The following is a 13,366-nucleotide window of genomic DNA, read 5'->3' as shown; positions in this document are numbered from 1 at the left end:
CCACACAACCCCGAGCGTCAGGGTTGCAATGGGACCATGAGCTTCTTCTAAGCACGGCCGTCCGATCGCCACTGCGGGGTTGCGGGGCCGCGCCAGAGAGAGCGGGGCCGATTATGCGAGCATCGAAACCGACCATTTCCACTGTGCGACAAGGACCGGACGGCAAACGGCGCTGGGGCCTCTCCCGCGCGGCCGAGGCCACCCTGGCCGGCCACACCGAAACCTGTCCGCGGGCACCGGAATCCACACCGCGCCCACACGACGGGTCCGTCGAACACCGGGCGCGCAAGCAGCTCATCGACGCCCGGCGCGCCATCGAACCCATACTGCGAGCCGCCGTCGCCTCCCTGTCCGACCCCCTGGATCGCCTGGCCGGATACCACTTCGGCTGGTGCGATCCGCAGGGTGTGCCGATCGCCGGCGGCACCCAGGGCAAGGCGCTGCGTCCCGCTCTCACCTTCGCCGCCGCCACCGCCTGCGGCGGCAGCACCGAACAGGCCGTGCACGCCGCCGCCGCGGTGGAACTGCTGCACAACTTCTCACTGGTCCACGACGATGTCATGGACACCGACCCCATGCGGCATGGGCGGCCCACCGTCTGGCGGGTCTGGGGTGAAACCAATGCCACCCTGCTCGGGGACGCCTTACAGGCACTGGCGCTGGCCGTACTGTCCGACGGGGCGCCGGAAACCGTCACCTCCGAGGCCGTCATCCGGCTGGCCCGCGCCACGGTCACGCTGTGCCGCGGGCAGTACGAGGACTGCGCCTTCGAAGGCCGGCCGGTGGTGAGTGTGGACGAATATCTGACGATGGCCGCGGGTAAGACCGGCGCGCTGCTCGGCTGCGCCTGTGCGCTCGGGGCGCTGTGCGCGGGCGCCGATCATCGGATGGTGTCGGCCATGCACACCTTCGGGATCGAGCTGGGGCTGGTCTTCCAGTTGGTCGACGATGCCATCGACATCTGGGGCGATCCGGCCGTGACCGGAAAACCCGCGCACAGCGACCTGATTCATCGCAAGCAGTCGTTCCCGGTCGTCTGTGCCCTGACCTCCGATACCGGGCCGGGTCGTGAACTGGCCCGCATCTATCACGGCCGGCACCCGATGACGCCGGCGCGCGCCGCCCGCGCGGCCGACCTCATCGAGGAGGCGGGTGGTCGCCAGCGCACCCTGCGTCGTGCGGCCACCGCGCTCGAGTCCGCGGTCGAGGCGCTGCCCGCCGATACCGCGGCGGACGATCTCATGGCGCTGGCGCACCTGGTGGCCTACCGGGACCGCTGACCGATCCGACCGCAGATCCGCTGCCGCGCAAGGTAATCGCCGCGGCAGCGGATCTGCGCCGGTCTGCTCACCGGCGTGCGTCGGCGGTCGACTGCATCTCCGACAGGCGATGGGTGTTGGCGATCAGCACATCGGTGACCTTGCGCAACCAGCTCAGGATCGCGCGCAGTTCGTCGGCGCTGTACCCGGCGGCGGCCGTCCCCATGTCCGCACCGAACGGTACGAAGATCTCGGCCAGCAGGGCATCGTGTCGTTCGTCGGGAACGAGTTCGACGATCACCTTGCGGCGATCCTCCGGGTCGCGGACGCGGCGGGCGTAGCCGGTCTTCTCCAGTCGGTCCACCAGACCCGTCACCGCGCCGGTGGTCAGGCCCGTGTGCTCGGCGATCACGCCCGCGGGCACGGGTCCGAGCCGGCGCAGGGTGTCGACGCATTTGTGCTCGACCGCACTGAGCCCCATCAGTTTTCCCACCATGTCGTGGAAGTTCACCATCGCGCCGGCGAACTCGCGGCCGAGGTAGGTCGCGGCCTCGGCGTCGAGGGAATCGTCTTGCGTCATGTTCCCAATGTACCTTAGTCTCTGGTTATCTTAGTTACTAAGCCAATCAGGCACTGAGCTAAATTCTGGGGACTTCCGATGTCCGATATCCGAGCACTCGGCAGAGCCAAACCGCTGGTCACGGCGATCGCCAATGCAGCGGTCGACCTGCTGTTGCCGTACATCGCACTGATCGTGCTCGCGCCGACGGGTCTGTCCGCCGCGCTGCGCCTGACCATCGGCGCGGTGCTGCTGGCAGGGAAGGCCTTCGGCGGACCGCTGGTCCGCGGGCAGTTTCGCTGGCGGCTGGCACTGGTCGCGACCGCGCTGCCGGTGGCGGTCCTGATCGGCGTGCACGCGGCCGGTTTCCGCGACACCCTGGCCATGCCGGCTGCCGCGGTGGTGAGCGGGGTGATCTGCCTCGGCGATCTGATTCGCACCTGGCTGCGCGACAAGGCGCACCGCGTGGACGGATTGGCGATGCTGATCCTGTCCGAGCTGGCGGCTTCCATCGTCCTCAGCTCGATCAGCGGCGATGCCCGGTTCGTGCTGGCCAGGGCCTCGTTCTACACGGCTGTCGCCGGCGCCTTCTTCCTCGGGAGCGCGGTCTCGTCGCGGCCGTTCATGCGTGAGGCACTGAAACCGGTTGCCACCCAGGGTGATCCGATCCGCACCGCGGCCTTCGATCGATGCTGGTCGGTCTCCCGGCGGTTCCGCCTGGTCTACCGGGGTGTCACCGCGGGCCTCGGGTGCGTGTTCCTCACCGATGCCGCGCTGCGGATCGTGATCATCTACAGCCACCCGGCCGGCTCCCTGATCGCCTCGGGGCTGACCAGCCAGGTGCCGGGCATTGTATTGCTGGTGTCCTGGTTCCTCATCGGCCGCAAGCTGGTGGTGCCGCGGGCGCTGCGCATCCTCGAGGCCGAGGTCGCCGCCGAGCAGACCGGCGGCGACCGTGATCCGCTCAACGGCGATTCCGCCGTCGCTGCCTGAACCGAGACTAGGTGCCCCCGGCCGGCTGCGCCCCGGGGGTCGTCGGCGTATCGGCGGCGCCGAATCGAATCCCCTTGGCCTCCTTGCCGATCGCGGTCAGGAAGATGACCGCGACGAAGACCGGGACGGCGGTCACCGCCAAGGCGAAGGGGTAGCCGTGAGATTCGGCGAGCCGCTCCTGGATCGGAAGGTTCAGGGAGGCAAGCAGATTGCCGAGCTGATAGGTGACGCCCGGGTAGAAGCCGCGGATGGCGTCCGGGGACATCTCCGAGAGGTGGGCGGGGATGACGCCCCAGGCGCCCTGCACCGCGACCTGGATCAGGAACGAGCCCAGGCACAGCATGGCCGCGGTCTTCGAGTAGGCGAACAACGGCACGATGGGCAGGCCCAGCACCGCGCAGAAGATGATCGTGTAGCGGCGGCCGTAGCGCTGCGAGAGGCTGCCGAAGATCAGGCCGCCGAGGATGGCGCCGATATTGTAGATGACCGCGATCCACTTGGCCGCCACCGTCGAAAGTCCGGCGCCACCATGGGAAGTCGCCGACAGGAAGGTCGGGTACACGTCCTGGGTGCCGTGGCTCATCCAGTTGAAGGCCGTCATGAGCAGCACCAGATAGATGAACCGGCGAATGACGGCCGGGCTGGTGAGGATGTCGCGGACGCTGGTCTGGGTGACGCGCAGTTTCTCCTTGGACTGCTCCCACACCTCCGATTCACGGACGCGGGCGCGCAGGATCAAGATGATGAGCGCGGGGATCACCGACAAGCCGAACAGCCAGCGCCACGACAGGCCCAGCCAGTTGGATACCAGCAGCGACGCCAGCGTGGCGAGCAGATAGCCGAAGGAATAGCCCTCCTGCAGCAGGCCGGAGAAGAAGCCGCGGCGTTCGGCGGGGATCTTCTCCATGGCCAGGGCCGCGCCCAGACCCCATTCACCGCCCATGCCGATGCCGTAGATCATGCGCAGGATCACCAGGACGGTGAAGTTCGGGGCGAAGGCGCACAGGAAGCCGACGAGCGAATACATGCCGACGTCGACCATCAGTGGTATTCGGCGGCCTATTCGGTCGGCCCACAGTCCGAACAGCAAGGCTCCGACGGGACGCATGATGAGGGTGGCGGTGGTGATGAATGCGACCTCGCCCTTGCCGATATGGAAGGTCTTGGCGATATCGGCGTAGACGAGGATGACCAGGAAGTAGTCGAAGGCGTCCATCGTCCAGCCGAGTTGGGCGGCGATGAACGAGTTGCGCTGGTCCTTGGTCAGTTTCGTGCGCTGCATCGTCGACATGAGTTCGTGCCCCTCTCGGCTGTCGACCACGCTGCGCCACCGAAAGTTCCAACCGGTCCGAACTCACACCGGCGCAGCAAACGCATTCATAGTGGACCTTCAGCGCGGACCCCTGGTGCAGTTTGCCGTAATTTCGGCCCGGCCGCCGATCAGCCGAACCAATCCTCCTCACCAGGTGGCGGCACATGGCGAAGTTTGTCCGGATTTCGCACGGCATGAATGGCGACAATGCGACCGTCGTCGATGGTGAAGGAGAAGACCGCCATCTCCGGACCATCGGCGATCACCAGTCCCGGCCGGCCGTTGACCGGCACGATCGCACCGGATCCGCGGGTTCCCGCGGGCCGGGCACGGGCGGAAAGTGCCCAGCCGGTGAGCATTTCGGCCACTGCATGCGCGCCCAGCACCGGGTGCAGTACCGCGACCGCCTTGCCGCCGCCGTCACCGGTGAAGGTGACGTCCGGATCCAGCACGCTCAGCAGCGCGCCGAGCTCACCCGCGCGCCAGGCGGCGCTGAAGGCCACCACGACCCGAGCGTGCTCATCGGGGGTGGGCGGGAACCGTGGTGTGCGCTCGCGGACGTGACGGCGTGCCCGGGAAATCAACTGGCGCACGGCCACCGGTGAACGGCCCACCACCTCGCCGACCTCGGCGGCGGGCATGCCGAAGACCTCGTGCAGGACGAAGGCGGTGCGCTCGGCCGGGGTCAGCGATTCCAGCACTACCAGCAGGGCGGTGGTGACCCGCTCGTCCTGGGTGACGCGGTCGGCCGGATCGTCCTGGCCCACGGCGGGTTCGGGCAGCCAGTTGCCGGTGTAGCGTTCGCGGCGGGCGCGGGCCGAGGTCAGCTGGTCGAGCGCGAGCCGGCCGGCGGCGTCCAGGCAACCCGCCCCGGCGCGCAAGGCGCGACCGGCCTGGCCCGGCAAGGGAATCCGCAGCGGGAGGAGTGCGCCGTGATGCTGTTGCCGCCATTGTCTCGACAGCTCGGTCAGGGTGAGGGCCTCCGGGCCACCGATATCGGCCAGCTTGCCCGCCGGGCCGGACTCCACTGCGAGTACCAGCTCCTCGGCGACCGCGGCGACGTCAACGGGCTGGAACAGGGCCCTCGACCGCGGGGTGATGCGCGCCTTGGCGGCGGCTGCCCGCACCCGTGGCCAGATCCGCAGCACGATGTTCGATGCCCGGCGTGACCTCCTCGGGCCGGGTGCGGCTCACGATCCGCACGGATGTCCGCGATCCACCAGCCGGGCCACGACCATCGCGCCCAGGCCGCCGGTTCCACCGATCACTGCTACTCGCATGACGAGCTCCTATTCGTTCGTATTCTTCGGCAGTGCAAAGAAACTCACGCCGACCACCAGCAACAGCGCGGCGGTATACCCGAGGACCAGGGCGAAACTGCTGGATGAGGTGTGCCGGTGATCGAGCAGGGTGAAGAACACCACGCCCGAAACCGCGACACCGACGGCCAGTCCGAGCTGCTGTGCGGTATTGAGCAGGCCCGACGCCGACCCGGCCACGCGAGCGGGGACCTGACCGAGCAGCAGATCGATGACCGGTGCGACCACCAGGCCCAGCCCCAATCCCGAGCATGCCAGCGGTGCGGCCATCTGCCAGGAACTGACCGCCGCGCCGTAATGCCAAGCGACCCAGGCATATACGCCGAACCCGGCGGCATTGATCAGTGCACCGGCGACCAAGACGCGGCGACCGAAGCGGGGGACCAGTCGCTCCGCGGAAGTGGACGCGCCCAGGCCGGCGCCCAGCGCCACGATGGCGGAGGTGAACCCGGCGTGCATCGGCGACCAGCCCAGCCCGGCTTGCATATACAGCGTCCACGCCAGGAAGAAGCCGCCCAGCGCCAGCCAGAACAGCAACCAGGCGAACAGTCCGACGGTGAACGCTCGTGAGCGGAACAGGCTCAGTTCCACCAACGGCACCCGGCCGCTCGACGACAACCGGCGCTGGTAGGCGAGGAAGACCGCGAACACGAGTGCCGAACCGGCCATCATGACGAATATCCATGCGGGCCAGCCGAGTCGGCGTCCCTCGGTGAGTGGATAGATCAGCAGGAACACCGCCACGATCGACAGCACCACACCCCACGGGTCGAGGCGTGTCGGTGCGGTGGAACGGGATTCGCGCAGTACGAACCAGGCGGCAATGGTCGCCGCGAGCCCGAGTTTCGCGCTGGCGCTGCAGGGTGGGGCGCTGGCCGACATCCTCGATCGGCGGCGGCTGATCCTGTTCACGCAGGCCTGGCAATTGCTGGTGGCGGCGCTGCTCGGGGTGCTCACCCTCGCGCACGCGGTGAATCCGGCGCTGTTGCTCGCGGCCACGCTGCTGCTGGGTATCGGCGCGACGCTGGGCATGCCGGCGTTCACCGCGGTGACCCCCGAGCTCGTGCCGTCCGGGCAACTGCCCGCGGCGATCGGGCTCAACTCCATGGGCGTCACCGCCTCGCAGGCAATCGGACCGGCCATCGGCGGCTTGCTGGTAGCGGCGGTCGGTTCCGGGGGAGTGTTCCTGCTGAACGCGCTCTCGTTCCTGGGAGTGCTTGCGGTGGTGTATCTCTGGCGCCGACCGGTCGCACCGACCACGCTGCCACCGGAACACCTCACTACCGCGATCCGCACCGGCCTGCGTTACGTGGCGAATGCTCCCGAGCTGCGGGCGGTATTGATCCGTACGGCCGCCTTCGTCCTCTGTTACGGCGCAATGCCCTCGTTGCTGGCTGTCGTCACCCGAGTTCGCTTGCACCAGAGCGCATCCATGTACGGTCTGCTATTGGCCGCGCTCGGTGTCGGCGGAGTCTGCGGCGCCCTCGTGCTCCCGCGCGTACGCGGCCGCTTCGACCCCGACGCCATCGCGTTGCTCTTCAGCCTGCTCTACGCGGCCTGCATGCTGATGATCGCGCAGCTGACCACCTTCCCCCTCGCGCTGCCAGTGCTTTTCGTCGCGGGCGTCGCAGGCATGGGCGTCATGTCGACCCTCAATATCGCCGCACAATCGGTGCTGCCCAGCTGGATTCGCGGCCGCGGCCTGGCAGTCTTCCAATTGGTTTTCCAGGCCGGCTATGCCCTGAGCGCCGCGGGCTGGGGCGTCGTGGCCACCGTTGCCGGCCTCCCCACGGCGCTCACCCTCGCCGCGCTGGCCTTGGCTGCCCAGACAATCCTCAGCCGCCGCTACCGCCTGACCGCATCCCAATCGGTAGATGTCCGCAGCGCCCACGTCTCCGAGGCCTACACCCCGATCACCCTCGCCCCCGACGACGGCCCCATCCTGCTCACCGTCGAATACAGCATCCCCGAGGACCGCCAGCACGCCCTGGACGCGGCGATCCCCGATCTACGCCGAGCCCGCCGCCGAGACGGCGCCATGCACTGGGCCTGGTATGCCGACCCCACCAACCCGACCCGCCACGTGGAAGCCTTCCTCTCCCCGTCCTGGGTAGAACACCAGCGCCTCGCTCAACGCCTGACCGGCACGGACGCCGCTGCCCTGCAACGGATTCGGTCCCTCCACGACGGCGACGACGAACCGTCGATGACCGCACTGGTGAACTATCGAACGGGAGAGAAGAGAAGTTATCTGTAACCGCCGGTTACAGGTACTTTGTGGGATTCCCGAGAAATGGCGTGGCCATTGAACCTGGATGCTACACCAGGTTCGCGCCGGCCGTGAAACCGTCAGTGGTGGAGTTGGTCTACTAGGTCGTCGCTCTGGATCGATCGCTCTCGGCGGTTGCGGAGGACGCTGGTGAGGAAGGCCGCGGCGATGATGATCACGCCGATGAGGCCGGTGAAGAGCTGGTCGAGGTGGTGGCCGGTGGAGTAGAGCAGCAGGAGGGCCAGGGTGCCGATCGCCCAGTGGGCGCCGTGCTCGAGGTAGATGTATTGGGCGAGAGTGCCTTTGCGGACCAGGTAGACCGTGATGGAGCGGACGAACATGGCGCCTACCAGGCCGAGGCCCAGGGCGATGATGATCGGGTCCGCCGTGATTGCGAAGGAACCGATCACACCGTCGAAGGAGAACGAGGCGTCGAGGACTTCCAGGTAGACGAAGAGGAAGAAGGCGGCGCGGCCGGTGGCCACCGTGGCGCGGGCGGGGCCGGGGGTGTCGTCGGTGTCGAAGTAGTTGCCCAGGCCGTCCACCACGAAGTAGGTGATCATGCCGAGGGCGCCGGCGACCATGACCACATCGGCCTTGTCGTCGGGGGCGATGATTCCGGCGGTGAGGATGAGTACGAACAGGGCCACCACCACGGCGAACATGTCGAAGCGGCCGAGGCGGGCCAGGGGGCGTTCCAGCCAGGACAGCCAGGTGATCTCGCGTTCGGCGCAGACGAAGTTGAGGAAGAGCAGCAGCAGGAACATGCCGCCGAAGGCGGCGATCTTGGGGTTGGCGTCGTTGAGCAGGGTCACGTAGCTGGCCCGGCCGTCGGGGAAGTACGCGGCGCCGTTCGCGGGGGGATTCAGGGCGAGGTCGAGGGCCTTGAGCGGGTCGAGGTGGGCGCCGATCGAGACGACCGCCAGCGGGAACAGTAATCGCATGCCGAAGACCGCGATCAGCACACCGACCGTGAGGAACATGCGCTGCCAGACAGGGCTCATCCGTTGCAGCACAGTCGCATTCACGACCGCGTTGTCGAAGGACAACGACACTTCCAATACACCCAGGATCGCGACCAGCGCCATCGCATGGGGTCCTCCATAGATCAGCGCTATCAACAGCGCCACCGCAGTGACCACAAACGACAGCCCGAAAACTCGCATGACCACGACGATGCCTTTCGTCCACCACCAGCCTCGGTGACCGCTCAGGGACCTGCACCACAAGTGGTCGACGCCGGAGCCCTGTGCTGATTGTGACAGCCCGTCGCGCGCCCCGACAATCGTTCTGGTGTGTCGGGGCAACGTTCGGGCAGCGCTTCGGCACCCGGAACGGACAGTGCGGTCGCGGATCGGCAACCGCAACGGCCCTAGTCGCGCAGGTCGTCGGCGTGGCCGTCCACGAGTCTGGCCAGGTCGAAGCGGGTGAGGGTGGGATGCGCCACGGTACGCGCGGGAGTGGTGCGGCGAGTTTGCTTCTGGTGCAGGGCGAGCCAGATGCGGTCGCGAGTGACGGGAAGCTCTGTGAAACGGATTCCGGTCGCATCACGGACGGCATTGGCGAGAGCGGGGTCGGCGGAAATCCGGCCGTGGCCGAGCGTGGGATTCATGACCTCGCCCGCATCGGCGGAGGACACGCTGCGCAGGATGCGCAATTCGCCTGAGTCGGGATCGACGGCGACCTGGAACAGTCGGCCGTCGAGCGCGACCGTTCGGGACGTACCACCGAAATGGCCGTCCGCGGAGAGTGTTTCGCCCTCGATTGCCGCGATGGCATGCAACACCGCCAACGAGATGTGTCGCGTGCCCGCCAGTACGGCATGCTCGGACAGCTGGCATACCTCCGGCGCCACGCCGAGCTGCTTCGCCGCGCAGGCCAGCAATCGTGCGGCTAGGGCGCGACTGGCCAGCAGAGTCGCCCTGCCCGCCACCACGATTCCCGTCGAGCCGAAACCTGCGGTGTCGTAACCCGTCGCATCGATGTCGGAGCGGCGAACCGTGATCTGCTCGACGGTGGTGAACAACTCCCGGGCCACGATCTGCTGCTGCACGGTGGTGGTGCCATCGCCGAATTCGGCGCCGGCGACCGCGAGATCGTAGGTGCCGTCGGCGAGACGGGTGAGCCGGGCATCGGCGAAGTGACCGTGGGGCGGGGTGGCGGCGGTCATGGAGAGTGCGAAACCGGTTCCGGTGAGCCAGCCTTCGGGCGCGGCGGGGAACGGGTCTGCCAAGGCGGTGCGGATGACGTCCATGCGCAGGCCGTGGCCGACCACATTCTGCGCGCGGAATTCCAGAGGATCCATGTCGACGCGGCGGGCCAGTTCGTCCATCACCGATTCCACGGCGAACATCACTTGGTCCAGCCCATGACCCCGGAAGGCGGTGGAGGGAACCGTATTCGTGTAGATGGCGTACCCGTCGAGCTTCGTGCTCGGGCAGCGGTACATGCCGAAGGGTTCACGACGGAGTCGAACATGACACCGAGCCCGTGGTTTCCGTACGCACCGATGTCGGCGACGATGCGCGCCTGCAGGGCGGTGAGGCTGCCGTCGCGTTTGGCTCCGGCCTTCACCCGGACGGTGAACGGGTGGCGGGTGGCGGCGCCGGAGAGCTGTTCCGCGCGGGTGTATTCCAGTTTGACCGGACGCTTCAGGTGAATAGCGGCGAGCACCACGATGTCCTCGAAGATCATCTCGTGCTCGCTGCCGAATCCACCGCCGGCCCGGTCCGGCAGCACCCGCACGCGATCATGCGGCAGATCGTGAAGATCGCACAGGGCGCGACGGGTCAGGAATGGGGTCTGCGAGCTGGTGCGCACCACGAGGCGGTCGTCCTCGTCGTAATAGGCCACCGCGCTGCGGGTTTCGAGACCGGCGTGCTGCACCCGCTGGGTGCGGAAGGTCTCCTCGTACACGACCGCTGCCTCGCCGAAGCCGGATTCCACATCGCCGACTTCGTCGTGCGCCTCGCCTGCCACATTGATCCCGGGGCGCATGACCTCCTCCAGATCCAGAACATGTGGCAGCACTTCGTATTCGACCACGAGCCGACGGCAGCCCTCCGCTGCGGCGGCCTCGGTGTCGGCGACGACCGCGGCGACGCGCTGTCCGATGTACCGGACGACGTCGTCGAGGGCGCGGGTGTCGTGGTGGGTGAAGACCGCGTGCACACCGGGCATTTCCAGCGCGGGTGCGGGGGTTTCAGGTGCGGCTGCGGTGCGCAGAACAGCTGGGTGCCGCCGCCGACGTAGGCATCGCCTGTCCGCCAGCCCGTGAAATCGCGGGCATCGGCCTGCCATCGGCGCCGGCACACGAAGATCCGATCCGGCCGCGCGGAATTTCGGATGATCCACCAGCGCTTCGCTCATATCGGGCAAAGCATCTACCATGCGGTGTCGGCAGTCGGGCGTGCGAAGGGAGCAGATCATGCGGATCGATGAGCTGCTTCGGCTGGAGACGCTCGGATTGGAGCTGGTGTGGGGTGAACCCGAGCTACTGCGGCAGGAGATCAGCGGTGTCACCGCCACCGACCTGCTCGACCCCAGCGAGTACGTGCAAACCGGTGAAGTGGTGCTCAGCGGGCTGGTCTGGTGGACCGCCCGCGGCGGCAAGCAGCGGGCCGACCGCTTCGTGACGGCATTGCGCCGGGCGGGGGCGGTCGCACTGCTGGCCGGGGTCGTGCGGCACAACGGGCTGCCCGAGGAGATCGTGGAGGCCTGCCGCGAGAACGGGATCGTGCTCGCGGCGGTGTCGGCGGAGACCACCTTCCGGACCATCACCGACGAGATCTATCTGCGCCGCTGGGGTGCGCTGACCGCCTCACCGCATTCATCGCTGCCCGATCATGTGCGGCGCGCGCTGGATCGGCTGATCCGCGAACAGGCGCCGGCCGGCGAGGTGCTCGATCGGATCGCGGCGCAGCTGGGCGGGCTGCCGTGTGCATTGGTCACCGCCAGCGGGCGGACCATTGCGCGGTCTTCGGGCGCGCCGGTGCAGCCGCCGGCCGCGATCGTGCGCGGGTTGCGGCGGGAAGCGGCGAATCAGCCGGTGGGACGGGCGGATTCGCCCTATGACACCTGGTATCTGCACCTGCCCGGCCCGCAGGCGCCGCCACGGCTACTGCAGGAGGTCGCGGGGATGCTGCGGCACTATCGCGATGTCGCGGTGGAGGAACAGGATCGGCGCGATCAGGCCATGCGGGAGCTGGTGACGCAGCTCGATCGCGGCGATATCGAAAACTCCTCGGCCACCGTGGTGCTGCCGGATTTCGGCTGGGTGCCGCAACGCGTCGTCACCGCGGTCACCACACCGCATCGACCCGGGGCGGCCGCGGCCGCGCTGCGGGAAGTGCTGGCGCATCTCGGCACCGAGCCGATCGCGGTCGGGGTGCACGGGCGGCAGGCGGTCGCGGTGGTGCCGGAGATCAAAGATGTTGCCACGCATCTGGTTTCGTTGCATGATCTCGTCCAGTCGTGTGATCCGGAGACGGAGTTGCATCTCGGGCTGGGCGATCCGGCCGATGCGCTGACCGGGTTGCGGGACAGTCTGGTGCGCAGTGCGCACGCGTGCCGGGCGGGAGCGCATCTGGGTCGCGCGGTCACCACCGTCGCGGACCTCACTACGCTGGGCGGCTTGCTCGCGGGGGTGCCGCATCCGGTGCGGACCACCTTCAGCAGGGAGGTGCTGGGCGAGCTGCTCGATCCGGAGCCCTCGCGCGCCGAACTGCGGGCGACGCTCGAGGCGTTCCTCGACCACAACGGCTCCTGGACGCGGACCGCCGAGGCGCTGTTCCTGCACGTCAATACCGTGCACTACCGGATCGAGCGGGTCGAGAAGCTCACCGGACGCGACGTGTCCCGCCTCGACGACCGCATCGACCTCTACGCAGCCCTGCAGGCCCTCGACGAGGATCAGAGCCGGCGGATGCGCGCCAGCCAGGCCGCCACATCGACCAGCCCGGCGGGGGAGATCTCGAGCCCGGCCACCGATTCGGGCGCGCCCTCGGGTACCCGGCCGCGATAGCGGGCGGGCCGCAATTCCTCCAATTCCCAGCCCTCGGTGAAGGATTCGCGGATGACGGTGTCGCTGATGCGCGGACCGAAACCGGGTTCGGCATCGGAGAGAGCCAGCACGTGCAGCAGGCCGCCGGGCCTCAGGACCGCGTGCAGGTTGCACACGTAGACGGCACGGGTCTCGGGCTCGGTGCCGAAGACGTGGAACAGAGCGCTGTCGAGGATGGTGTCGAAGGCGGGCGCGGAACCCGGCGGATCACCCGCGAAATCCGGGCGGGCCTCCATGGCGAGCGCATCGGCCTGCTCGAATCGGACCGCGGGCGCGCCCTTGGCGACCGCATTGGCGTGAGCGTAGGCAACAGCGCTGGGAGCCAGGTCGACGCCGAGGACGTCGTAGCCGAGGCCGGTCAGCAGGATGGTGTGCTCGCCCGCGCCGCAGCCGGGTTCGAGGACACGCCCGCGGATCGTGCCGGTCTTCTCCAGTTCGATGATCGCCGGCTGGGGTTCGCCGATCACCCAGGGCGCAGTGTCGTTGTCGTATACGGCATTCCAGATTTCGGCTCGGGTCATGCCTACCAGCCTGCAACCTCGAGTCCACTCGAGGTCAACGATTTCCCACCTCGCAGGCCGCTCACCACAGAC

Annotated in this window: 12 protein-coding genes; 4 read left to right on the top strand and 8 right to left on the bottom strand. The window is 68.1% G+C overall.

What is annotated here, in order from left to right; translation table 11 throughout:
• Window positions 1-143 precede the first annotated feature (143 nt).
• Window positions 144-1,280 (top strand): polyprenyl synthetase family protein, encoded by a 1,137-nt coding sequence (locus ACH438_RS26085; RefSeq protein WP_397009620.1) that lies wholly within the window; start codon window positions 144-146, stop codon window positions 1,278-1,280.
• A 67-nt stretch (window positions 1,281-1,347) separates the two neighbouring features.
• Here the strand turns inward: ACH438_RS26085 and ACH438_RS26080 are convergent, their stop codons facing one another.
• Complete coding sequence (locus tag ACH438_RS26080) at window positions 1,348-1,839, bottom strand: MarR family winged helix-turn-helix transcriptional regulator (RefSeq protein WP_397009618.1); 492 nt, start codon at window positions 1,837-1,839, stop codon at window positions 1,348-1,350.
• Window positions 1,840-1,917: 78 nt separating this feature from the next.
• Between ACH438_RS26080 and ACH438_RS26075 the strand changes: the two genes are divergently transcribed.
• Entirely contained in the window at window positions 1,918-2,811 is an 894-nt protein-coding gene (locus ACH438_RS26075; protein WP_397009616.1) for a VC0807 family protein, read from the top strand.
• Between the two features lie 7 nt (window positions 2,812-2,818).
• Here the strand turns inward: ACH438_RS26075 and ACH438_RS26070 are convergent, their stop codons facing one another.
• From ACH438_RS26070 to ACH438_RS26060, 3 genes are all read right to left on the bottom strand, one after another.
• Complete coding sequence (locus tag ACH438_RS26070) at window positions 2,819-4,093, bottom strand: MFS transporter (RefSeq protein WP_397009989.1); 1,275 nt, start codon at window positions 4,091-4,093, stop codon at window positions 2,819-2,821.
• Between the two features lie 158 nt (window positions 4,094-4,251).
• Complete coding sequence (locus tag ACH438_RS26065; RefSeq protein WP_397009614.1) at window positions 4,252-5,271, bottom strand: sigma factor-like helix-turn-helix DNA-binding protein; 1,020 nt, start codon at window positions 5,269-5,271, stop codon at window positions 4,252-4,254.
• Window positions 5,272-5,412: 141 nt separating this feature from the next.
• The gene (locus ACH438_RS26060; protein WP_397009612.1) at window positions 5,413-6,324 is read right to left on the bottom strand and encodes an MFS transporter; all 912 of its coding nucleotides are present in this window, start codon (window positions 6,322-6,324) and stop codon (window positions 5,413-5,415) included.
• Between ACH438_RS26060 and ACH438_RS26055 the strand changes: the two genes are divergently transcribed.
• The gene (locus tag ACH438_RS26055; RefSeq protein WP_397009610.1) at window positions 6,266-7,699 is read left to right on the top strand and encodes an MFS transporter; all 1,434 of its coding nucleotides are present in this window, start codon (window positions 6,266-6,268) and stop codon (window positions 7,697-7,699) included. The two genes, ACH438_RS26060 and ACH438_RS26055, sit on opposite strands and share 59 nt — an antisense overlap.
• A gap of 92 nt (window positions 7,700-7,791) precedes the next feature.
• Here the strand turns inward: ACH438_RS26055 and ACH438_RS26050 are convergent, their stop codons facing one another.
• From ACH438_RS26050 to ACH438_RS26040, 3 genes are all read right to left on the bottom strand, one after another.
• The gene (locus ACH438_RS26050) at window positions 7,792-8,883 is read right to left on the bottom strand and encodes a DUF475 domain-containing protein (protein WP_397009608.1); all 1,092 of its coding nucleotides are present in this window, start codon (window positions 8,881-8,883) and stop codon (window positions 7,792-7,794) included.
• 200 nt (window positions 8,884-9,083) lie between these two features.
• Complete coding sequence (locus tag ACH438_RS26045) at window positions 9,084-10,160, bottom strand: xanthine dehydrogenase family protein molybdopterin-binding subunit (RefSeq protein ID WP_397009606.1); 1,077 nt, start codon at window positions 10,158-10,160, stop codon at window positions 9,084-9,086.
• Entirely contained in the window at window positions 10,064-10,891 is an 828-nt protein-coding gene (locus ACH438_RS26040) for a xanthine dehydrogenase family protein molybdopterin-binding subunit (RefSeq protein ID WP_397009604.1), read from the bottom strand. Before ACH438_RS26040 ends, ACH438_RS26045 begins: the two co-directional genes overlap by 97 nt.
• A gap of 247 nt (window positions 10,892-11,138) precedes the next feature.
• On the opposite strand from ACH438_RS26040, the gene ACH438_RS26035 reads away from it, so the two are divergent.
• Window positions 11,139-12,734 carry a PucR family transcriptional regulator gene (locus tag ACH438_RS26035; RefSeq protein ID WP_397009602.1) on the top strand — a complete coding sequence of 532 codons (1,596 nt, stop codon included), beginning with the start codon at window positions 11,139-11,141 and terminating at the stop codon, window positions 12,732-12,734.
• On the opposite strand, the gene ACH438_RS26030 is transcribed toward ACH438_RS26035, so the two are convergent.
• Complete coding sequence (locus ACH438_RS26030) at window positions 12,623-13,294, bottom strand: class I SAM-dependent methyltransferase (protein WP_397009600.1); 672 nt, start codon at window positions 13,292-13,294, stop codon at window positions 12,623-12,625. The genes ACH438_RS26035 and ACH438_RS26030 overlap by 112 nt on opposite strands.
• Between the last annotated feature and the right edge of the window lie 72 nt (window positions 13,295-13,366).

The organism is Nocardia sp. NPDC020380 (assembly GCF_044386975.1).
GTDB lineage: Bacteria > Actinomycetota > Actinomycetes > Mycobacteriales > Mycobacteriaceae > Nocardia.
Note: the sequence above shows the minus strand (reverse complement) of the source record. Positions and strands in the feature narration are given on the sequence as shown.